At 73.2% G+C, this 22,023-nt stretch carries 20 protein-coding genes; 15 read left to right on the top strand and 5 right to left on the bottom strand.

The features are described 5' to 3' along the window. Positions 1 to 90: 90 nt before the first annotated feature. Together recG and O7625_RS14580 are read right to left on the bottom strand one after the other, a co-directional pair. A complete protein-coding gene (gene recG, locus O7625_RS14585; protein ID WP_067305393.1) occupies positions 91 to 2,295 on the bottom strand; it encodes an ATP-dependent DNA helicase RecG in 2,205 nt (734 codons plus the stop codon). Continuing rightward, complete coding sequence (locus O7625_RS14580; RefSeq protein WP_282346510.1) at positions 2,292 to 4,004, bottom strand: DAK2 domain-containing protein; 1,713 nt, start codon at positions 4,002 to 4,004, stop codon at positions 2,292 to 2,294. The genes recG and O7625_RS14580 overlap by 4 nt, the downstream gene beginning before the upstream one ends. Before the next feature lie 165 nt (positions 4,005 to 4,169). Between O7625_RS14580 and rpmB the strand changes: the two genes are divergently transcribed. Next, the gene (gene rpmB, locus O7625_RS14575; RefSeq protein ID WP_011905179.1) at positions 4,170 to 4,361 is read left to right on the top strand and encodes a 50S ribosomal protein L28; all 192 of its coding nucleotides are present in this window, start codon (positions 4,170 to 4,172) and stop codon (positions 4,359 to 4,361) included. Positions 4,362 to 4,451: 90 nt separating this feature from the next. Here rpmB and O7625_RS14570 read toward each other — a convergent pair whose 3' ends face one another. Next, positions 4,452 to 4,913 carry a GNAT family N-acetyltransferase gene (locus tag O7625_RS14570; protein ID WP_282346509.1) on the bottom strand — a complete coding sequence of 154 codons (462 nt, stop codon included), beginning with the start codon at positions 4,911 to 4,913 and terminating at the stop codon, positions 4,452 to 4,454. Positions 4,914 to 4,936: 23 nt separating this feature from the next. Beyond that, entirely contained in the window at positions 4,937 to 5,875 is a 939-nt protein-coding gene (locus tag O7625_RS14565; RefSeq protein WP_282346508.1) for a thiamine-phosphate kinase, read from the bottom strand. 121 nt (positions 5,876 to 5,996) lie between these two features. Between O7625_RS14565 and O7625_RS14560 the strand changes: the two genes are divergently transcribed. The 13 genes from O7625_RS14560 to O7625_RS14500 all read left to right on the top strand — a co-directional run bounded on the left by O7625_RS14560 (position 5,997) and on the right by O7625_RS14500 (position 20,187). Further along, complete coding sequence (locus tag O7625_RS14560) at positions 5,997 to 6,230, top strand: Lrp/AsnC ligand binding domain-containing protein (RefSeq protein ID WP_067305404.1); 234 nt, start codon at positions 5,997 to 5,999, stop codon at positions 6,228 to 6,230. A gap of 126 nt (positions 6,231 to 6,356) precedes the next feature. Further along, positions 6,357 to 6,893: a DUF3515 family protein gene (locus O7625_RS14555; protein ID WP_282346948.1), complete on the top strand. Its 537-nt coding sequence runs from the start codon at positions 6,357 to 6,359 to the stop codon at positions 6,891 to 6,893. Between the two features lie 129 nt (positions 6,894 to 7,022). Next, on the top strand, positions 7,023 to 8,213 hold the full coding sequence (locus O7625_RS14550) for an MFS transporter (RefSeq protein WP_282346507.1): 1,191 nt from the start codon (positions 7,023 to 7,025) through the stop codon (positions 8,211 to 8,213). A 277-nt stretch (positions 8,214 to 8,490) separates the two neighbouring features. Next, positions 8,491 to 8,856, top strand: a complete 366-nt coding sequence (locus O7625_RS14545) for a hypothetical protein (protein ID WP_282346506.1) — start codon at positions 8,491 to 8,493, stop codon at positions 8,854 to 8,856. Between the two features lie 389 nt (positions 8,857 to 9,245). Beyond that, the gene (locus tag O7625_RS14540; protein ID WP_282346505.1) at positions 9,246 to 11,378 is read left to right on the top strand and encodes a hypothetical protein; all 2,133 of its coding nucleotides are present in this window, start codon (positions 9,246 to 9,248) and stop codon (positions 11,376 to 11,378) included. Between the two features lie 41 nt (positions 11,379 to 11,419). Then, positions 11,420 to 13,360 (top strand): GT4 family glycosyltransferase PelF, encoded by a 1,941-nt coding sequence (gene pelF, locus O7625_RS14535; protein ID WP_282346504.1) that lies wholly within the window; start codon positions 11,420 to 11,422, stop codon positions 13,358 to 13,360. Beyond that, positions 13,360 to 14,886 (top strand): hypothetical protein, encoded by a 1,527-nt coding sequence (locus O7625_RS14530; RefSeq protein WP_282346503.1) that lies wholly within the window; start codon positions 13,360 to 13,362, stop codon positions 14,884 to 14,886. The genes pelF and O7625_RS14530 overlap by 1 nt, the downstream gene beginning before the upstream one ends. Before the next feature lie 37 nt (positions 14,887 to 14,923). Beyond that, entirely contained in the window at positions 14,924 to 15,751 is an 828-nt protein-coding gene (locus O7625_RS14525; protein ID WP_282346947.1) for a nucleotidyltransferase family protein, read from the top strand. Continuing rightward, entirely contained in the window at positions 15,748 to 16,644 is an 897-nt protein-coding gene (locus O7625_RS14520; protein ID WP_282346501.1) for an NAD(P)-dependent oxidoreductase, read from the top strand. Before O7625_RS14525 ends, O7625_RS14520 begins: the two co-directional genes overlap by 4 nt. A 55-nt stretch (positions 16,645 to 16,699) precedes the next feature. Beyond that, positions 16,700 to 18,070, top strand: coding sequence for a nucleotide sugar dehydrogenase (locus O7625_RS14515; protein WP_282346500.1), 1,371 nt, complete (start codon positions 16,700 to 16,702; stop codon positions 18,068 to 18,070). Beyond that, a complete protein-coding gene (locus O7625_RS14510) occupies positions 18,067 to 19,032 on the top strand; it encodes an NAD-dependent epimerase/dehydratase family protein (protein ID WP_282346499.1) in 966 nt (321 codons plus the stop codon). Before O7625_RS14515 ends, O7625_RS14510 begins: the two co-directional genes overlap by 4 nt. Beyond that, positions 19,023 to 19,724, top strand: coding sequence for a hypothetical protein (locus O7625_RS14505; protein WP_282346498.1), 702 nt, complete (start codon positions 19,023 to 19,025; stop codon positions 19,722 to 19,724). Before O7625_RS14510 ends, O7625_RS14505 begins: the two co-directional genes overlap by 10 nt. A 190-nt stretch (positions 19,725 to 19,914) precedes the next feature. Continuing rightward, positions 19,915 to 20,187: a helix-turn-helix domain-containing protein gene (locus tag O7625_RS14500; protein ID WP_282346496.1), complete on the top strand. Its 273-nt coding sequence runs from the start codon at positions 19,915 to 19,917 to the stop codon at positions 20,185 to 20,187. A 43-nt stretch (positions 20,188 to 20,230) separates the two neighbouring features. Here O7625_RS14500 and O7625_RS14495 read toward each other — a convergent pair whose 3' ends face one another. Then, positions 20,231 to 20,818, bottom strand: coding sequence for a TetR/AcrR family transcriptional regulator (locus O7625_RS14495; protein ID WP_282346495.1), 588 nt, complete (start codon positions 20,816 to 20,818; stop codon positions 20,231 to 20,233). Positions 20,819 to 20,954: 136 nt separating this feature from the next. Here O7625_RS14495 and O7625_RS14490 point away from each other — a divergent pair, with 136 nt between their 5' ends. Beyond that, entirely contained in the window at positions 20,955 to 21,974 is a 1,020-nt protein-coding gene (locus tag O7625_RS14490; protein WP_282346494.1) for an aldo/keto reductase, read from the top strand. Positions 21,975 to 22,023: the final 49 nt, after the last annotated feature.

The raw sequence follows: 22,023 nt of genomic DNA, 5'->3' as shown, positions 1-22,023 counted from the left end.
CACGGGGTCGCGGGGGGCGTCGCCCGACCGCCGGCCGACCACAGCCCCCGACACCTGATCGCAGCCCCCGCCGCCGCCCGGGGGCTGCGGTCAGCCCTTCTCCAGGTACTCCGCGCGCTCCTCGTCGACCAGGGCGGCGACCGAGGCGGCCAGCGCCGGATGCCGGGCCAGCTCCGGATCCTCCTCGGCCAGGGCGAGCGCCTCGACCCGGGCGTCCCGGATCAGGTCGGCGTCGCGCAGCAGGGACAGCAGCCGCAGGTGCGAGCGGTGACCGGACTGGCTCGCCCCGAGCACGTCACCCTCCCGGCGCTGCTCCAGATCCAGCTCGGCCAGCTTGAAGCCGTCGGTGGTGGAGGCGACCGCGTCCAGCCGTTCCCGCGCCGACGAGCCCTCGGCCGCCTCGCTGACCAGCAGGCAGAGCCCGGGAGCCGAACCCCGGCCGACCCGGCCCCGGAGCTGGTGCAGCTGCGAGACCCCGAACCGGTCGGCGTCCAGCACGATCATCACGGTGGCGTTGGGCACGTTCACCCCGACCTCGACCACCGTGGTGGCGACCAGCACGTCGAGGTCACCGTCGGCGAAGGAGCGCATCACCGCGTCCTTCTCGTCGGCGGGCAGCCGGCCGTGCAGGACACCGATCCGCAGCCCGTGCAGCGGCCCGTCGGCGAGCAGCGGCGCCACCTCGGTCACCGCCAGCGGTGGGCGTCGCCCGTTGTCGTCCTCCGGGGGCGGCTCGTCCTCGGCCGCCGGCCCCTCACCGATCCGCGGGCACACCACGTACGCCTGGTGGCCGGCGGTGACCTCCTCGCGGACCCGCCGCCAGGCGCGGTCCAGGAAGGCCGGTTTCTCCGCCGCCGGCACCACGTGCGAGGCGATCGGGGACCGGCCCTGCGGCAGCTGGGACAGGGTGGAGGTCTCCAGGTCGCCGTAGACGGTCATCGCCACCGTGCGCGGGATCGGGGTGGCCGTCATCACCAGCACATGCGGCGGCTGGTCGGCCTTGGAACGCAGCGCGTCGCGCTGCTCCACGCCGAAGCGGTGCTGTTCGTCGACCACCACCAGGCCGAGGTCGGCGAAGTCGACCCCCTCGTAGAGCAGGGCGTGGGTGCCGAGCACGATGCCGGCCCGCCCCCCGGCGACCTCCGCGAGCGCCCGGCGGCGGGCCGCCGCGCCCAGCGAACCGGTGACCAGCTCGACCCGGGTCGCGTCGTCGGCCGCACCCAGCTCACCGGCCTGCGCCAGCGGGCCGAGCAGGTCGAGCATGCCCCGGTGGTGCTGGGCGGCGAGCACCTCGGTCGGGGCGAGCAGGGCCGCCTGCCCGCCCGCGTCGACCACCTGGAGCATCGCCCGCAACGCCACCACCGTCTTGCCGGACCCGACCTCGCCCTGTAACAGCCGGTGCATCGGGTGCGGGGTGGCCAGGTCGGCGGCGATCTCGACGCCGACGTCCCGCTGCCCGGGGGTCAGCTCGTAGGGCAGCCGGGCGTCGAACGCGTCGAGCAGGCCGCCCGCCTTCGCCGGGCGCGGGGTGGCCGGCGAGGACGCCGCCCGCAGCTTGCGTCGCACCAGGGTCAGCTGCACGGCGAACGCCTCGTCCCACTTGAGCCGGCGGCGTGCCCGGTACAGCTCCTCCTTGCTGGACGGCCGGTGGATCTCGCGCAGGGCGGTGCCGATGCCGACCAGCTTCCGGCCGGCCCGCATCGACGCCGGCAGCGGGTCGTCCGGCGGGGTGACGGTGTCCAGCACCACCCGGACGCAGCGGGCGATCACCCAGGTCGGCACGGCAGCGGCGGCCGGGTAGACCGGGATCAGCGCCCCGGCGAACTCCTCGACCTCCTCGGAGGCCGCCACCTCACCCTCGCCCCCCTCGCCGAGCAGGACGTACTCGGGGCCGTTGAGCTGCCGCTTGCCCCGGAACTCGGTGACCTTGCCGGCGAACAGCCCCCACCGGCCGGGGCGCAGCTCCCGCTCCCGCCAGGCCTGGTTGCCGAAGAAGGTGAGGGTCAGCGTCCCGCCGGAGTTGTCGCCGACGGTCACCTCCAGCAGGTTGCCCCGGCGCTGCCGCATCGGTCGGACCGCCGTGCGCTGCACCTGGGCCAGCACGGTGACCTGCTCGCCGACGTCCAGCGAACGGATGTCGGTGTGCTCGCCGCGCTCGTCGTAGCGGCGCGGGAAGTGGTACATCAGGTCACCGGCGGTGTGCAGGTCGAGGTGACCGGCGAGCGCCTTGGCGGTCTTCTCCCCCACCAGCTTCGACAGCGCGGTGTCCACCGTCGCCGGCTCCGTCGTCGTCATTCGACCCCCACCAGGAGCGGATAGTGCGGTTGCCCGCCCGGGTACGCCTGGACCTCGACGAACGGCCAGCGTTGGCTGATGTGCGCCCGGACCGCCTCGGCGAGACCGGTCGGGGCGTCCGCGCCGGTGAGCAGGGTGACCAGTTCCCCGCCGCCGCCGAGCATCCGGTCGACCACGGCGGCGCAGGTGTCGACCAGGTCGCTGCCGATCAGGTGCACCTCCCCCTCGACCAGGGCCAGCACGTCACCGGGGCGGCACGGGCCGGCGACGGTCAGCGCCTCCCGGCTGGCGTGGCACACCTCGGCGTACCGGCAGGCGCCGGCGGCCTCGGCCATCGCGATGACGTCGTCGGAGAACCGGCGCTGCGGATCCCGGACGGCGAGCGCGGCGAGCGCCTGCACCGGTGACCGGGTCGGCACCACGCTCACCCGCACCCCGAGCCGGTGCGCCTCCCTGGCGGCGACGCTCGCCACGGCCTGGGTGTCCGGGTCGTTGGGGAGCACCACCACCCGGGCGGCGGCGGTGGCCCGGATCGCGTCCAGCAGCTCGCCGGCGGACGGGTTGCCCGACACCACCGTCGCCCCCTCCGCGCCGAACAGCTCGGCGATGCCGGCCCCGGCCGCGACGACCACGGCGGCCCGGCTCCCGGCGGCGGGCACGGACCGGAGGTCGGCGGCGGGCACGACCCCGGGGGCGGCGGTCCGCTCGGCATCGGGGGCGGGGGCGGGCTCGGCATCGGGGGCGGGCACGGCATCGGGGGCGGCGGTCTGGTCGGCGAACCGGGTCACCGAGATGCGGTACGGCCGGCCGGCGGCCACCCCGGCCTCGACGGCCGCTCCGACGTCGTTGACGTGGACGTGGACGTTCCAGGTGGTGGACTCCGCGGGTGAGCCCCCGTCGCCGACCACCACCAGCGAGTCACCCAGCGTGGCCAGGGTGGCGCGGAGCCGGGTCACCGCCTCGTGCGGGGCGTCGAGCAGGAACTGCACCTCGTAGGCGTACTCGGTGGAGCCGGTCTCCCGGACGGCGGTCAGGGGCGGGCGGGCCGGGCGGGCCACCGGCGTCGGCCCGGGTGGGGACTCCCCCGTGACCACCTCGACCAGCGCGTCGAGCAGCAGGCAGAGCCCCCGGCCCCCGGCGTCGACCACGCCGGCGTGGGCCAGCGCGGGGAGCTGCTCCGGGGTGCGGGCCAGCGCGCGGGTGGCCGCCCCGGCGGCGGCCCGGGTCACCGCGCGCAGGTCGTCGCTGTCGGCCTGCTCGGCGGCGGTCGCGGCGGCGGCGACCACGCTGAGCACGGTGCCCTCGACCGGCCGGGCCACCGCGGCGTAGGCGGCGGTGGTGGCGGCGCGCAGCGCGGCGGCGAGCGCCCGGCCGGCGACGGTGGGCACGCCGCCGAGCGTGTCGGCGAGGCCGCGCAGGATCTGCGAGAGGATCACCCCGGAGTTGCCCCGGGCACCGAGCAGCGCGCCCCGGGCCAGCAGCCGTAGCGCGTGCCCGTGCGCGGTCGTGCCGTCCTCGGGCAGGGTGCCGAGATCCATCGCCAGCGCCTGCTGGGCCGAGGTGAGGGTGAGCACGAGATTGGTGCCGGTGTCCCCGTCGGGGACCGGGTAGACGTTGAGTTCGTCGATCTCACCCTGGTGCCGGCGCAGCGCGGTGAGGCCGCTCGCGCACCAGCGGCCCACCGCGGCGGCGTCGAGGGTGTCCAGCACGGCCAGAAGCCTACTGGCGGTGACCGACACCCGCCGGGGTCGGCCGGCGTGTCCCCCCGCTCCGGGCCGGTTGGTCCGGCCCGGGGTCCATCGGGTAACCTGACCAGGTTGTCCGGGCAGCGCCTGCCGGCGACCTCATGAACGTATCAATCTCAGGAGTATCCCGTGGCTAGCGTGTGCGACGTCTGTGGCAAGGGGCCTGGCTTCGGCCACAACGTGTCCCACTCGCACCGGCGGACCAACCGCCGCTGGAACCCGAACATCCAGTCGGTGCGTACCCCGGCCGGTGGCGGCAACACCAAGAAGCTCAAGGTCTGCACCTCGTGCATCAAGGCCGGCAAGGTCACCCGCGCCTGACCCGGTAGCACCTCCGCCGCTCCAGCTCCGACCGGTACCGGCGGGCCACCACGGCCCGCCGGTATTGTGGTGTGCCCGTTCCGGCGGCGGTCAGAGCACCCGGCCGAACGACAGGCAGCCGGGCGCGTCGGCGTAGTAGCCGAAGTTGGGAATCCGCTCGTACCCCGCCGCGGTGTAGAGGGCGATCGCCTCGGGCTGCCGGTCACCGCACTCCAGGATGATCCGCTTGCGTCCGTGCCGGCGGGCCGACTCCTCGACGGCGGCCAGCACCGCACGGGCCACCCCGCGCCCCCGGACGGTCGGCGCGGTGTACATCCGCTTCAGCTCGGCGCTGTCCTCGCCGTGGCTGCGCCATCCCGCACAGCCGACCGGCTCGCCGTCGAGGCGGGCGACGAGGAAGTCGCCGTCCGGCGGCGCGAACTCGGCCGCGTCGACGGGGGTCTCGTCGCCGGTGCCGCCGTACCGGGCGCTCAGGTCGGCCATGGTCGCCCGGATCAGCGTCTGCGCCTCCGGCGAGGCGAAGCCGGACGGGCGGATCTCGATCTCACTCACGGGGTGAAGGGTACGACCGCCCCTTACCGGAAGTGGTCCCAGCCGGCCGGTCCGTCGTGCGCGTCACCGTCGACGGTCACCCCCACGCCCTCGGCCACCCGGCCCACCGCCCGCCACGACGGGGGCAGGGCCACCGCCGGGGGGAAGGTGGCGACCAGGGCGTGGTCGTCGCCCCCGGTCAGGATCCAGGTGTACGGGTCGACACCGAGCGCCCGCGCGGCGTCGGCGAGCTGCCGGGGCACCTCGAAGGCGTCCCGGCGCAGGTCGACACCGACCCCGCTGGCCTTCGCCAGGTGCCCCAGATCGGCCAGCAACCCGTCCGAGACGTCGATCATGGCGGTCGCCCCGAGCCGGGCGGCCTCCGGTCCGGCCGGGTAGGGCACCTCCGGCCGGCGGTACGCCTCGACCAGCAGGCGCGGGGTCCGGAAGCCCCGGGAGAGCACGGTCAGCCCGGCGGCGGCCCACCCGGTCCGGCCGGCCAGCGCCACCACGTCGCCCGGTCGGGCCCCCGAGCGGACCACCGGCGCGCGTCCGTCCAGGTCGCCGAGGGCGGTCACCGCGATGGTCAGGGTCGGGCTGGCCGACATGTCCCCGCCGACCACCCCCGCGTCGACCAGCGCCGCCTCGGCGGCCAGCCCGTCGGCCAGCTCCTCCGCCCAGGCGGTGTCCAGGTCGGTGGGGGCGCAGAGGGCCACCAGCAGGGCGGTGGGGGTGGCGCCCATCGCGGCGATGTCGGCGAGGTTGGCCGCCGCCGCCCGGTGTCCGACGTCCCGGGCGCTCGACCAGTCCCGCCGGAAGTGCCGCCCCTCGACCAGCACGTCGGTGGAGGCGACCACCCGCCGGTCGGGGGTGGCCACCACGGCGGCGTCGTCACCCGGCCCGAGCAGGCACGACGATCCGTACGTCAGCCGGGCGGTGACCCGGTCGATAAGGCCGAACTCGCCGACGTCCGCGACACCCATGTCTTCCTTCCGACACCCTCGCTAGCTGCTTGTCCGCGACCACCGATAGGGATCACGCCTGCTCCGTAGGGTATTTTCACCCTTCGGGCCGCCCCCGGCGGCGACGGACGGAGGTCGAGTCGTGGTACAGGCGTACATCCTCATCCAGACCGAGGTGGGCCGGGCGCGGGACGTGGCCGGTCTGATCGCGGACCTTACCGGCGTGGTACGCGTCGACGCCGTCACCGGGCCGTACGACGTGGTCGTCCTCACCGAGGCGAACACGGTCGACGAACTCGGCAAACTGATCGTCAGCAACGTGCAGATGGTGCCCGGCATCACCCGCACCCTCACGTGTTCGGTGGTGCGCCTGTAAGTGGACGAGAAGACCTCCTCCCCGCAGACCCCGACCGACGCCGCACCCGCAGCCGGCCAGGCGACCAGGGCACCCGCCACCGACGGCAAGCGGGCCGGCTGGGACCGGTCGACCCGGCGGGCCGCGCTGCTCGCCACCCTGGTCGCCGTCCCGGTGACGGTGGCCGTGGCGGGCTTCACCGTCGCCAGGCTGTCCCCGGAGCCGCCGACCGCCGCGCCGGGCCCGTCGCCGACGAGCCTGCGCCCCCAGTCCGGTGCTCCGGTCGAGATGGCCGCCCCGGCGCTGGCCGAACGGCCCGGTGTGGTGTGCCGGGCGTTGGTGTCGCAGTTGCCGGCCACCGTCCGGGAGCTGGCCCAGCGTCCGGTGACCGCCGGCCCCGAGCAGAACGCCGCGTACGGCGACCCGGCGTTGACGGTGGCCTGCGGCGGTCCCGAGCCGACCATCGAGCCCACCGCCGACGTGTGGACCGTCAACCGGGTGTGCTGGTACGCCGCCGAACGGCCGGACGCCACGGTGCTCACCACCCTCGACCGGGAGACCGCGGTCACGGTGACGGTGCCCCGGGCGTACGAGGGGCCGTTGCAGTGGCTCAGCCCGATCTCCGACGCGGTGGTCGCCGCCGTGCCGTCCGGCGGCGAAAGCCCGGCCGGCTGCCGCGGCTGAGGTCGTCCCGCCCCGGTCCGGCCACCGACGGCGAAAACCGTTTGACGGCACCGATAATCTGATCCTCCGTACCTACGGCTGACCGTGGGTGTCGAGGGGGCCTCGCCCCCTCACCACCCAGGAGCCGCAGTGCGCCGGACGCCCGCCCTCTCGTTCCTCCTCGTCACCGTCTTCCTGGACATGCTCGGGCTCGGCCTGATCGTGCCCATCGTGCCGGCCCTGCTGACCGCCGTCACCGAGGACGCCGCCGCCGTCCGCTGGTCCGGTGTGCTCGGTTCGAGCTACGGCCTGCTGCAGTTCGTCGCCTCGCCGCTGCTCGGGCGGCTCTCCGACCGGTACGGCCGGCGGCCGGTCCTGCTCGTCTCGCTGAGCTGCCTCGGCGTGGACTGGCTGGCTCACGCGGCCTCGCCCAGCCCGTGGACGCTGCTGCTGTTCCACGCCCTCGCCGGCGCGTGCGCGGGCACCAACACCGTGGTCAACGCCTACCTCGCGGACGTCACGGCGCCCGAGTCCCGCGCCCGCGCGTACGGCCTGGTCGGTGCCGCGTTCGGGCTCGGCTTCGTCGCCGGCCCGACCGTCGGCGGCCTGCTCGGCACCGTCGACGTACGCCTGCCGTTCCTCGCCGCCGCGGCGTTGTCCTTCGCCAACGTCGGGTACGGCTGGTTCGTGCTGCCCGAGTCGCGGCCCGGCGACCGGACGACCCCGCTGACCCTGCGGACGGCGAACCCGGTCAGCGCCGTAGCCGTCGTCCTGCGCCGGCCGGTGCTCGGACGCCTCGCGTACGCCCGGTGCTGCGCCGACGTCGCCCGGATGACCCACCAGTCCACCTGGGCGTTCTTTCTCACGTACCAGTTCGCCTGGAGCACCGCGCGGGTCGGTGCCGTGCTCGCGGCGGGGGCGCTCGCCGGGGCACTGTTCCAGGCCAGGGCGGTCGGGCCGATCGTGCGTCGGCTCGGGGACAGACGGGCCGCGGTGGTCGGCGGCCTGCTCGGCGTCGCCGCGCTGGCGGGTACGGCGTTCGTGACGACGCCCTGGCTGCTCCACCTGCTCCAGGCGGTCGGCGTGCTCGCCTCGGTGGGTGGTGCCGCCGCCCAGTCGTGGCTCTCCCGGCTGGTCCGGCCCGACGAGCAGGGCACCGTGCACGGGGCGCTGACCGGGATCGGGGCCGCCGCCGAGACGGTGGTGCCGGTCGTGGCCGGGACGGTGTTCGCCTGGTCGTTGACGTACGCGGCACCGGGCCTGGTCCTCCTCGGTGCGGCCGTCTTCGCGGCCGGGTCGACGTTCCTGCTGGCCACCACGCCCGACCAGCAGCGACCGTGACCGGCACGACGGGAGCGGCCCGACGGGAACGGCACCACGGGAGCAGGACGACGGGAACGGGACGACGGGAACGGCCGGGAAATGCGACGGTCGGGTGGCGGCGCCCCCCTTCCGTCGACCCGCCGGTCCACCGGTCCGGGCGTTGTTCGGGCCGTTCGATGTCCACGCTTTCCGGCCAGCCGCGCCGCCGGGTCACCGCCATGCACGTCCCCTTGGGCATTTGCGTCCCGTGGAAGTTCCACCAACAGCGATCCGGCGCTCCCGGAGCGATTCGGCCGTGCATCCTGATCGACGAATCAGCGAAACCCTTCCGGTGGATGGAAATCGGCAAGTCATCGCACCGGGAACGACGCCCGACGGCACCGGTCGACCCGACGGCCATCGCTGCGACATTCGTCATTCACGTAGCGGCCCACCCGATGACCCGTCGAAGAAACTCGGCATTCCCCACGGTCTGCGGTCGATCATGCGGTTTGCCCGACAAAAGGCAGGTGCGAACGCCAGTCACGGCAATCAATATGGCTTTCACCTGCGAAAACGCCCGGAAATCCGCTGGATGGGCTTCCCGAAGCAACCAAAACCCATCCGGTCGACCAAAGGGACGGTTTGGCAATCGGCTGATCGGCGGGCCAGCATGGACTGATCGGTCACACTTGCCGCACGCCAATTGCCGCGGCCAGGGCGAACGGACGATGCGATCGGACGTTCACCCCCACCCGACGACCACATTCTGGACGCTGCGAGCTACGCCGCTATGAAGCGAACGTGAATACCGTGTTTCAGCGCCTACGGAAAAGAGCACGTCAGCCTGCCTGACACCACATGACTACTCTTCACGGCCACCGCAAAGCGCCTTACCGGAAGTTGTCTTCGCCGGCATGGCGCTAACATCCGAGCACGCTTGCGTCAATGCTCCACATGCGACAGGATCTAGCGCGGAATCCGGACGCGTAATTGCTAGCCTTCGATGGCAACCCCGTCGTCCATACAGGATCGACGGCATTGTTCGTCTCCTCATCGGAGGTCACCCACATGGTCCACACCGGACCTGCGCGTCCGCGCGCGAAACGACTCGCCCTCGCCGGGCTGACCGCACTCACGGTCCTGCTCGGCACCCAGACTCCGGGCCTCGCCCAGCCGGCCGCGCCGAACGCAGCGGCCCAGCCGCCGAGCGCACCCGGTCTCGGTCAGGTCGCGAGCAAGAAGGAGGCCCGGCCCGGCCCGCTGCCCACCCGGTCCGGCAGCGTCAAGGTCGCCCCGTCCCGGTCCGCCGCCCGCAGCGGCGACGTGGGCACCCAGGCGATCAACGACAAGGTCGCGCTGAAGGCGCTGATCCTGGCCACCGACCCGGCCGACTTCGGCGTGGCCACGCTCACCACCACCCTCAACCGGGTCGGTGCCGGCTACGACATCCTGTACACCACCACCCAGACGCTCTCGCCGAGCACGCTCGTCGACGGCAACGGGGTGGGCAAGTACAACGCGGTCCTGCTCACCAACAGCATGCAGCTCTACGAGTCGGGCGGTAACTACCTCAGCGGCCTGACCAGCACCGAGTGGAACACCCTCTGGGCCTACGAGCGCAACTTCGCGGTACGTCAGGTCGCCCTCTACACCAGCTACGGCACCTGGCCGGAGGACTACTGCCTCAACTCCGCCGGGGAGGGCGCGGTCGGCGAGACCCCGCTGCCCGTCTCGCTGACCACCAGCGGCGCGGCGGTCTTCGACTACCTCAAGAGCACCGCGCAGATCCCGATCACCCAGTCGTACGTCTACCGCACCTCGATCCGGGCCGGCTGCAACGCCCAGGCCCTGATGACCAACGGCTCCGACGTGCTGGCCGTGAGCACCACCTCGACCGACGGCCGGGAGCGGATCGCGCTGACCTTCACCGCCAACCAGTACCTCCTCCACGCCGACCTGCTGGTCTACGGCCTGTTCCGGTGGGCGACCAAGGGCCTGTTCCTCGGTGAGCAGAAGCACCACCTCAACGTGGACATCGACGACTGGTTCGCCGCCTCGGCCCACTACATGGCCGACGGCACCGTCGACTACGGTCCCGCCATCCACGTCACCGGGCACGACGCGGTCAACCTCGATGCCAAGCAGACCGCGCTGCGCACCGCGCACCCGCTGGCCTCGGGCTTCACCTTCAACATCCCCTACAACGGCGCGCAGATCGACCCGTTCGCCGGCAGCGCGTGCAGCCCGAACGGCGACGCCAACACCCTCACCGCCACCACGAAGTGCCTCAAGAACAACTTCCGGTGGATCAACCACACGTTCAGCCATCCGGCGCTGAACACCACGGACTACGCCACCAACCACGAAGAGATCTCCGAGAACCAGACCGCGGGCAACGCCATCGGGCTGAACCCGCCGGCCACCGTGCTGAAGACCCCCGAGTACTCCGGTCTCGGTGTCTACAACAACGCCAGCGGCGTGCTCACCGACCACGGCCTCGCCGCGTCCAACCCGGACCTGATCGAGGCGGCGGCGGATCTCGGCATCAACACGGTGGCCGGCAACATGTCGTTCGCCAGTCACGTGCCGGCGAACTTCAACGGCTCGACCGCGCACCCGCTGGACCCGAGCATCGCGGTGGTGCCGTGCTGGCCGACCAACATCGCCTACCACACCACCAACCAGGCGGAGGAGGCGCACTTCTACAACTCCTTCTACGGCCCGAACGGCGCCTTCCCGTACTGGCCGACCGACCGCACCTACGCCCAGGTCCTGGACTACGAGTCCACCGTGGGCCTGCAGCACGTGTCGTCCGGCTCGATCTACTCGCACACGTTCCACATCGCCAACGTGCGTGACTACGGCTCGGGCGACACCCTGCTCACCGACTGGGTCGACGCCGTGCTGACCAAGTACGAGTCGTACTACTCGGTGCCGCTGCTGAACTCGGCGTGGACCGACATCGCCGCCTACACCAGGACCCGGACGGCGCACTTCGCGGCGCTGGGCGCCGGGGCGTCGGCGGTCTACGACCGGACCACCGGGGAGATCACGGTGACCTCGCCGGCCGCCGGTTCGCTGCAACTTGGTGGCGTGACCGCGACCACCACCGGTGCCGGCACCTACGGCACCGACGTCACCGTGCCGGTGACGCTGGCGGCCAACACCGCCGTGACGTTCACCGCCGCTCCCCGCGCATAGCGCGGGACGGCTCGACCAAGCACAGAGAAACGGGGGAACCGGTGCGGATCGCGCTGGTCTCGGAGGGCACCTACCCGTACGCGATGGGTGGGGTGAGCATCTGGTGCGAACAGCTCATCCGAGGAATGCCGGACTACCGGTGGGAGGTCGTGGCGCTCACCGTGGACGGCACCGAGGAGCCGGTCTTCGACCGGCCGGCGAACCTCGACCGCGTGCACTCGATCCCGTTGTGGGGCGGCCGGCCGACCGGCCGCCCCCGGCGGGGCCGGGGCGTGCTGGTCCCGTCCGGTCGGCCGGGTGCGGAGTTCGTCGAGTCCTACGAGGTGTTCCTGCGGGCGCTGGTCACCCCGCTGGAGTCGACCCGCTCCCAGGCCGGCGCGGTCAACCGGAGCACCTTCCTGCTCGCACTGCGCGGCATGTTCGAGTACGCGGCCGGCGGCGGCGACCTGAGCGCCGCCCTGCTCTCCAACGAGGCGCTCCGGATGATGCTGGAGGCCTGGCACACCCTGCGGGTCGAGGAGACCGGTCCCGCGCCCACCGTCGCCGACGCGCTGGAGGCGGCCTGGCTCATCTCGCACATGCTCCGGCCGTTGAGCGCGCCGCCGGTGCGCGCCGACATCGTGCACTCGTCGATGAACGGGCTCGCCACCCTCGTCGGGATGGCCGCCACCTGGACGTACGGCACCCCGCTGGTGCTCTCCGAACACGGCATCTACCTGCGCGAGCGCTACATCTCCTACCTGCACGACGACGCGCCGCACCCGGTCCGGGTGCTGGTGCTGAGCTTCTTCCGCTCGCTGGCCGGCGCGGCCTACCTGATCACCGGCGCGCTCGCCCCGCACTCGCAGTACAACCGGCGCTGGCAGCTGCACAACGGCGCGGACCCGGACCGGATGTGGACGATGTACAACGGCGTCGACCCGGACGAGTTCCCGCCGGCCGCCGGCGAGCCGGAGGTGCCGACCATCTCGTTCATGGGCCGGATCGACCCGCTCAAGGACCTGCACACGCTGATCCGGGCGTTCGCGCTGGTCCGGGCGGAGATCCCGAACGCCCGACTGCGCATCTTCGGCGGGACGCCGGCGGCCAACAAGGTCTACCACGAGAGCTGCGAGGCGCTGATCGACGAACTCGGGCTGACCGGGCACGCCGTCCTGGAGGGTCGGGTCGGCAACGCCGTCGAGGCCTACCACGCGGGCAGTCTGGTGGCGCTGACCAGCATCTCCGAGGGGTTCCCCTACACCGTGGTGGAGGCGATGGCGTGCGGGCGACCGACCGTGTGCACCAACGTGGGCGGGGTCGCCGAGGCGGTCGGCGACACCGGGTTCGTGGTCGCGCCGCGTGACGTCGCCGCGATCGCCGACGCCTGCGTACGGATGCTGAACGACCGGGAGATGCGGCTCCGGCTCGGGGCGGACGCCCGCGCCCGGGTGTTGGAGAAGTTCACCCTGCAACGCTCGTTGCAGGCGTACCGCGACATCTACGAGCGGCTCGCCGAGCCCCGCTCGGCGTCCCCCGCCCCGAAGCACCTGCGCGGTCAGGCCCAGGGCTGGGTCAGGGTGCCGAACCGGACGACCCGACCCGGGGTGGCGGCGGTCACCGCCCGGCCGGTGGCGACCCCCGTCACCGCCCGGCCGGAGGTCGCACCCGCCGCCCGGTCCGGGGCCACCCCCGCCCGGCCCCAGGCCACCCCGGCCACCGCCCGGCCGGAGGTGGTACCCGCCACCCGGCCGGAGGTGGTACCCGCCACCCGGCCGGAGGTGGTACCCGCCGCCCGCTCGGAGACGGCACCCGCTGTCTGGCCGGGGGCCGCCCCGGTCGCCCGGGTGCCCCGGCAACGGGGGCCGGAGCAGTACTCGTCCGCCGCGTACCGGTCCCGCCACGACCCGAACTCGTCCGGCCCCGAGCTGCCGCACGCCGCCGGCCCGGGCCCGGACGACGAGCCGACCATCGGCATGATGCACACCACCGGTGGCCGCTGATGACCGACGCCCACGACCCGGACGTCACCGATCCGTTGTTCCGCCCCGTCGCCACCATGACCACCGAGGCCGGCGTCGACACCGACCGGACGGACGGACCCGAACGCACCATCCTGCTGCCCCGGATCTCCACCGACCCGGTCGACGACCTGGTGGAACGGGTCCGGCCCCAGCTCGCCCGCGCGGTGGACGCGCTCCAGGTCGCCGCCGCCCTGGAGGCCGACGGGCACACCGACCGGGCGGCCCAGGTCGAGTACGGCTACCGCGACGTCTTCGTCCTCGCCTTGGAGGTGTTCCGGCGGTTGGGGCCGGCCCCGGCGGTCGACGACCGGCCCGTCGGCGCACGACCCGCCACCGACCGCCGGGGTGACCTGCGGACGATCTCGCACGGCCTGCTCTACGTGCTGCCGAGCGCCGCCTTCCCGGCGGTGCTGGCGGTCGTGGGTCGACCGGGCCTGGTGCTCGGCATGATCCTCGCCGGCACGGTGGGGTGGATCTGGTCGGGGGTGGCCGCCCACGCGGCGTTCCGCCTGCTCGGTCTGGGTCGGGTCCGGTCGGCCAGCCGGGTGCTGCGGCTCGCCGCGCTGACCGCGCCCCTGCTCGGCGCGGCGGCCGGCGCTGCGCTGCTGCCGTACGGCGGGCTGCCGCTCGCCGCGATGATGGTCTGCCAACTGACCTACCAGCTGGCGAGCACGCTGCTGATGTTCCACCGTCGTGAATGGTGGCTGGCGGTGGCGATGCTCCCGGCGGTGCTGTCCGGCGCGGTCTTCCTGCTCGACGGGGGCGCGACGGCCCGGCTCTGGGCGGTCGGCGGGGCGGTTCTCGGCGTGCTGGCCAGCTTCGCCGCCGGGCTCTGGGCCAACCGGGAGGCCGCCCGGGCCGGGGAGCCGCCGTCCCGGGAGCCGCTGTGGCCGCCCGCGTCCCGGCTGCTCGGTGTCGCCGGCTACGGGCTCTGCTCGGCGGTGCTGCTCTTCCACGCGCAGGCGCCCTACCTGCTGGGCCGGCTGGACATCGCGGCGGCGGCGGTGCCGCTGATCCTGTCGATGGGGTTCGTCGAGTGGCGGACCGGCCGGTTCTGGGCGAGCGGGGTCGCGCTGTCCCGGCGGGCCCGGCTTCCGCGCGGCTTCGTCGCCGGGATCTGGCGCACCATCGGCCGGGAGGTCGCCGCCTGTCTGGCGGTGCCGGCGGTGCTCGGCCTGGTGCTGGTCGTCGTGCTCGCCCAGGTGGGTCAGCTCTCGGCCGCCGGGGTGGTGATGACCACCGCGCACGTGGCGCTCGCCGGGGCGTACTACCTGGCTTTCCTGCTGGTCGGCCGGGGCCGGTACGGCTGGTTGTGCCTGTCCGTGGCGGTCGTGGTCGTGCTGCACGTCGGTCTCGGCGCGCTGCTCGGCGTGGCCCCGCTGGCCGGGCAGGGCGACGACCCGCTCGCCGACACCTCGCTGTACCTGGGCGGCGTACTGCTGCTCCAGGTGTTGTTCGCGCTCGGTCTCGTTCCGGTGATCGGGCAGGTTCGGCACTACCGATAGTCCACTCGAGACCTATGGGGAGGTCCGGTTGCACGCGGTGATTCTTGCCGGCGGCAAGGGGGTGCGGCTGAAGCCGTACACCACGACGCTGCCGAAGCCCCTGATGCCGATCGGGGACAGTCATTCGATCCTGCAGATCGTGCTCGACCAGCTCGCCTCGCGCGGGTTCACCTCGGTGACCCTGGCGATCAACCATCTCGGCCCGCTGATCAGGGCGTTCGTCGGGGACGGCAACCGGTGGGGTCTGGACATCGACTACATCGAGGAGGACCGGCCGCTGTCGACGGTCGGCCCGCTGTTCGCCCTGAAGGACCGGCTGCCCGACGAGTTCCTGGTGATGAACGGCGACATCCTCACCGACCTCGACTACGGCGACCTGCTGCGCGACCACCAGCTCTCCGGGGCCGGGCTGACCCTGGCGACCTCCGAGCGGGTGCACCGGATCGACTTCGGCGTGCTCGACGTGGACGCCGGGCGGGTCGTCGGGTTCCGGGAGAAGCCGGCGCTGCGCTACCCGGTGAGCATGGGCGTCTACGGGATGTCCCGCCGGACGCTCGACCCCTACCAGGCCGGATTGGCCCTCGGCTTCGACCAGCTCGTGCTGGACCTGCTGGCGGGCGGCGACCCACCCCGGACGTACCCGTTCGACGGTTTCTGGCTGGACATCGGCCGGCCGGAGGACTACGACGAGGCGAACCGCTCGTTCCCCCAGCTCAAACCGATCCTGCTGCCCGCCCTTCCACGGCCGGTGGAGGTCCCCGTCGGCGAGCCGGTGCTGGCCGTCGGCGAGCCGGTGACGGCCGGTGACGGGCCGCTGGTCGTCCCGGACCTGTCGGGTGTCGTGCGGGCCGGGGAGCTGACGTGACGCGGGTACTGCTGTTCGGGGCGTCCGGGTTCATCGGCGGGCACGCCCGCGACGCCCTGGCGGCGGATCCCCGGGTGACCGAGGTGGTCTGTCCGGGCCGGGCGACCTACGACCTGCTCGGTGGTGACGTGGCGGGGCTCGCGGCGCTGCTGCGCGAGGTCGCCCCGGACGCGGTGGTCAGCTGCGTGGGCGCGCTGACCGGTTCCGCCGGGGAACTGGTCACCGCCAACACGCTGGTCGCGGCGAAACTGCTGGAGGCGACCGCCGAGGCGGCGCCGCAGGCCCGGCTGGTCCGGCTCGGCTCGGCCGGCGAGTACGGGCCGCTGCCGCAGCGCGTGCCGGTGACCGAGGAGCTGCCGGCCCGGCCGGTCAGCGCGTACGGCGTGAGTCACCTCGCCGGGACCAGGCTGTTCCAGCTCGCCGGGGAGGCGGGGCAGGTCGACGCCGTGTCACTGCGGGTCTTCAACCCGATCGGCCCCGGCATGTCGCAGGAGAACCTGCTCGGTCGGGCGGCGGCCCGGATCCGGGCCGCGCTGGCCGAGGGGGCCGGCGAGATCACCCTGGGTCCGCTGTCGGCGTACCGCGACTTCGTCGACGTGCGGGACCTCGCCGCGCTGATCGCGGCGGCGACGCTGGCGTCCACCCTGCGGCACCGGGTCGTCAACGCGGGCAGCGGCCGGGCGGTCACCGCCCGGCAGGCGGTCACGCTGCTGGCCGACGCGGCGGGCTACGACGGCGCGATCCACGAGGTCGGCGTCGGGCCGCAGCGTTCGCAGGCGGTCGACTGGATCCAGGCCGACACCGGCCGGGCCCGCGACGAGCTGGGCTGGTCGCCGGTGCGCGACCTGGCGACGTCGATCAAGGACATCTGGGCCGCCGGCGACGCACGGTGAGCCGGGCGGCCCACTCCCCATCACGACACACCCGCAACACGAGAGGACACCGCAGATGAGTATGAAGATCGGAGTCGTGGGCCTGGGCTACGTGGGGCTCACCCTCACCGCCGCCCTCGCCGACAAGGGCTTCACGGTGTACGGCGCGGACGTGTCGCCGGCGGTGCTGGACGCGCTCTCCCACGGCCGCCCGCACATCTTCGAGCCCGGCATCGAGGACGTCTTCGCCGCCCACCTCGGCACCAGCATCCACGTCGCCGCCGACCTGCCGAAGGACACCGTCGACGTGGCGGTGATCAGCGTGTCGACGCCGGTGGACAACATGACCCACCGGCCCAACCTGGCGAACCTGGCCGCCGCCGCCCGGGTGGTGGCCGCGAGTTGCCGCCCGGACACCCTGGTGGTGGTGCGCAGTACGGTGCCGGTCGGCACCAGCCGCCGGGTGGTGCTGCCGGAGCTCCAGGCCGCCTGGGGCGAGCGGGTGAAGCTGGTGATGGCCCCGGAGCGCACCATCCAGGGCCAGGCGCTGCGGGAACTGGTCGAGCTGCCGCAGGTGGTCGGCGGCCTGGACGACGAGAGCCTGGCCGCCGCGACCGAGTTCTTCAGCGGGCTGGTCCGCACCATCGTGCCGGTCTCCAGCCTGGAGGCCGCCGAGCTGGTGAAGCTGTCGAACAACTGCCACACCGACCTGATCTACGCGTTCGGCAACGAGATCGCGCTGATCGCCGAGCGGCACGGCCTCGACCCGCTGGAGGTGATCCGGGCGACGAACGTCGACTACCCGCGTCCGGATCTCGCCAAGCCCGGGTACGTGGGCGGCGGCTGCCTCTCCAAGGACCCGTACATCATGATCGACAGCGCGGGTGACCGGCGGCCGTTCCTGGTCGGCAAGGCCCGGCAGCTCAACGAGTACCTGCCGATCCACGTCGGGGAGACCGTGGTCCGGATGCTGGTCGAAGCGCGCGGGCGCAGCCTCGGCGCCCGCCTGGCGGTGCTCGGCTGGGCCTACAAGGGCTGGCCGGCCACCGACGACATGCGGGGCACCCCGATCGAGCCGATGATGCGGGTCTTCTCGGCCGCCGGTGTCACCGTGCTCGGGCACGACCCGATGGTCACCGACGACGTGATCCGACAGTACGGCGGCGAGCCGGTCAGCCTGGACAAGGCGTTCACCGAGGCGGACGCCGTGCTGATCATCAACGACCACCCGGACTACCGGGCGCTGCGGGTGCCGGAGGTGCTCGGCGCGACGCCCCCGGCGTTCGTCTACGACTCGTGGCGGGTGCTCGACGGCGACGCGGTGCTGGCCGCCGGGGTGCGGTACGCCGGGCTCGGTTACCTGCCGCCCGCGCCGACCGGTCCGGGTGACGACGGCGCCGTGGCGGCCGGTGCGGGCGCGTCGACCAGCGGGGCGGTGTCGGCATGAGGGCGCTGCTGCTCGGCGGGGCCGGGTTCATCGGCCTGCACCTCGCCCGCCGGCTCGTCTCCGACGGGCACCAGGTGACGATCGTGGACGACTTCTCCCGGGGCCGGGACGACGCCGACCTCGACCGGCTGCGCGCCGACCCGGCGGTACGGGTGGTCTCCGGCGACCTGACCAGCCCGGACACCTGGGCCGCCCTGCCCACCGGCTGGGACCAGATCTACCTGCTCGCCGCCGTCGTCGGGGTGCGCAACGTGGAGCAGGACCCGGCCCGGGTGATCCGGGTCAACACCCTCTCCGCGCTGCACCTGCTCGACTGGGTGGCCCCGGGCGAGCGGGTCTTCTTCGCCTCCACCAGCGAGGTCTACGCCGGGGGCGTGACCGCCGGGGTGGTGCCGGTGCCGACGTCCGAGGCGGTGCCGGCGATGATCTCCGACGTGGCGGCCCCGCGCTTCGCGTACGCGGCCAGCAAGCTGCTCGGCGAGGCCGCCTTCCTGCACACGGCCCGCGCCAAGGGCTTCGAGACCGTGGTGGGCCGGTTCCACAACGTGTACGGCCCCCGGATGGGCGCCGACCACGTCATCCCGGAGATGTCGCTGCGCGCCCTGCGCGGGGCGGATCCGTTCCCGGTCCCCGGTGCCGACCAGTACCGGGCGTTCTGCCACGTCGACGACGCGGTCGAGGCGATGCTGCGGCTGATGGCCACCCCGGCCGCCGCCGGTCAGCTCGTGCACATCGGCAACGACCGGGAGGAGACCAACATCGGTGACCTGGCCAAGCTGGTCCTGCGGGTGGCCGGGGTGAGCCCCGCCATCGCCCCCGGCAGCGCGCCGCCGGGGTCGGTCGCCCGCCGCTGCCCGGACCTGTCCCGGCTGCGGGAGCTGACCGGCTACGAGCCGGGCGTCAGCCTGGAGGAGGGGGTACGCAGCACGTTCGCCTGGTACCGGGAGCACGGGTGGACGTGACGAGCCGGCGTCCGATCTGCTTCTACTACGGTGACGGTCGGCTGCCCGAACTCACCAGGTACGTGCGGGTGGTCCTGCAACCGGCCTTCTACCGGACGGCCGAGCTGCGCTACCTCGCCGAGCAGGACGTGCAGACGCTCGGCTACCTGTCGCTGTCGGAGGACCAGGGGCCGCCCGCGCCCTGGCAGCGGCAGGAACGCAACCCGGACTGGGGCGGCGCGTTCGTACACGTCGACCATCCGCTCTGGGTGGCGCACGTGGTCGAGCAGGCGAAGCAGGCGATGGCGCAGGGCTTCGCGGGGCTCTTCCTGGACACGCTCAACGTCGAGCTGACCTTCCCGGAGGACGTGCCGCACCTGCTGACCCTGGTCGCCGCGATCCGGGAGGAGGCCCAGCCGGCGTACCTGCTGGCGAACCGGGGGTTCGGCATGCTGCCCCGGCTGGCCGAGATCGTCGACGGGATCGTCTTCGAATCGTTCTCGGCCCGGTGGACCGACCAGGGGTACGCCCCGTGGCCGCCCGACGTGCTGGAGTTCCACGCCCAGATCGCCGAGCAGCTGCTCCAGTTGGAGCTGGACCTCTACAGCCTCGACTACGCCGACAGTCAGGGGTTGGCCGATTTCGCCGAGCGCCGGGCCCGCCAGTTCGGGCTCCAGTCCTCGGTCAGTGACCGCGCCCTGTCCCGTACCTGACCGAGCGGCCCCCGGGCGGGGGCCGGACGCGTACCCGCGTCCGGCCCCCGCCCGGCCGGCGACAAAGCCGGCAACTGGAAGGGTTGGTACGAAACCAGCATTCTCGAAGCCGACCGGAGATTCACCCAACACCTGCGCGAGTTGAAGGAGCAGCCTGATGGCAACTAGTTGGCGTGATGTCCGGTCCCGGATGAATCTCGACGAGAGCAGGGTCGCCGCGCACCAGGAGAAGATGCGTACCGAGGTGCGCGCCTATCGGCTCAGGGAGATGCGTGAGCGCCGCGGGCTGACCCAGCAGGAGGTCGCGGCCCTCATGGATGTCTCGCAGCCGCGGGTGGCCGCGATCGAAAAGGGCGAGCTGCCCGCTACCGAGGTATCCACCATCGAGCGGTACGTCTCCGCGCTCGGCGGCAAGCTGGAGATCGTCGCAGAGTTCGACGGAGAGCGGCTCGCCCTGAGCTAGCCGCCACCAGCACTGCGGGCCGGGGCAACCGGCTTCCGCCGGGTCACCGACACCGGAGGCCGGTGACGAGGAGGGCGACCATGCGGCGGGCGTCGTAGCCGGGCATCCGGCCCGCCCCGGCGCAGAGGTTGCCGACGGCGAAGAGCAGCGCCTGCGGGGTCGGGCCGGGCTGGATCTCGCCGGCCTCGGTGGCGGCGTCGAGCAGCTGGGCGCAGGCGGGGACGAGCCGGTCGAGGAAGTACGCGTGCAGGGTCTCGAAGGTGGTGTCGTCGGACTGTAGCGCCCCGGCCAGGCCGTGCTTGGTGACCAGGAAGTCGACGAACAGGTCGATCCAGGCGGCCAGGGCGGCGTGCGGCGTACCGCTGGTGGCGAGCAGGGCCGGCGCGGCCTCGGCGCACGCCTGCACCTGGTGCCGGTAGACGGCGACGATGAGGTCGGCCCGGGTCGGGAAGTGACGGTAGATCGTCCCCACGCCGACGCCGGCCCGCGCGGCGATGTCGCGCACGGGCGCGTCGACGCCGACGGCGAGGAAGGCCGCGGCGGCGGCCTCCAGCAGGGTGGCCTCGTTGCGGCGGGCGTCGGCCCGTTTGCGTGGGGCCGGCGACGCCGGCGCCCCCTCGGGTTCGCCCATCGCGCCCACACCTCCGACCACCCTTGGCAAACGGAACAGCGTTCCGTATAGTTCAGAGCGGAACAGCGTTCCGCTTGGCTCATGATGCCAGAGCCGGAGGGCGACCACCAGCCAGCCACCCCGTGGAGGAACAGTCATGCAGTACCGCACCCTCGGCCGCACCGGTGTGCAGGTCAGCACCCTCGTGCTCGGCGCGATGAACTTCGGCGCCATCGGCCGGACCGGCCCGGACGAGGCCACCGCGATCGTCCACGCCGCCCTGGACGCCGGGATCAACCTGATCGACACCGCCGACCGCTACAGCCAGGGCGAGTCGGAGGAGCTGGTCGGCCGGGCCATCGTCGGCCGCCGCGACGACGTCGTGCTGGCCACCAAGGCGAGCATGCCGATGGGCGACGAGCGCAACCACCGGGGCGGCTCCCGCCGCTGGCTCTACACCGCGCTGGACGACAGCCTGCGCCGGCTCGGCGTCGACCACGTCGACCTCTACCAGATCCACCGGTGGGATCCGACCACCAGCGACGAGGAGACGCTCTCCGCGCTGACCGACCTCCAGCGGGCCGGCAAGATCCGCTACTTCGGCTCCTCGACGTTCCCGGCGTACCGGATCGTGCAGGCCGAGTGGACCGCCCGGGAGCGCCACCTGAGCCGCTACGTCACCGAGCAGCCCAGCTACTCGATCCTGCAACGCGGCATCGAGACGCACGTGCTGCCGGTCACCGAGCAGTACGGGCTCGGCGTGCTCGCCTGGAGCCCGCTCGCCTCGGGCTGGCTGTCGGGCGCGGTCCGCGCGGGCCGGGAGATCACCACCCACCGGGCCGACGTGCTGCCGCAGCGCTTCGACCTCACGGTGGACGCCAACCGGGCACGGCTCGACGCCGTCGAGCAGTTGACCAAGGTCGCCGACGGGGCCGGGCTGACCCTGATCCAGCTCGCGCTCGGTTTCGTCACCGCGCATCCCGCCGTGACCAGCGCGATCATCGGCCCCCGCACGATGGACCACCTGCACAGCCAGCTCGCCGCCGCCGACACCGTGCTCACCGCCGACGTGCTCGACGCCATCGACGCGATCGTCGCCCCCGGCGTCGACCTCGCCCCGGACGAGAAGCACGACACCCCGCCGGCCCTGCTCGACCCGGCGCTGCGCCGCCGCTGAGCCCCGCCGGCCCGGCCCGGCCTGCAACGACCGTGCCGGCCTGGGGCGG

The sequence above is a fragment of the Micromonospora sp. WMMD714 genome, assembly GCF_029581315.1.
In the GTDB taxonomy this organism is placed as follows: Bacteria; Actinomycetota; Actinomycetes; order Mycobacteriales; family Micromonosporaceae; genus Micromonospora; species Micromonospora rifamycinica.
This window is presented reverse-complemented; position numbering and strand designations above follow the sequence as displayed.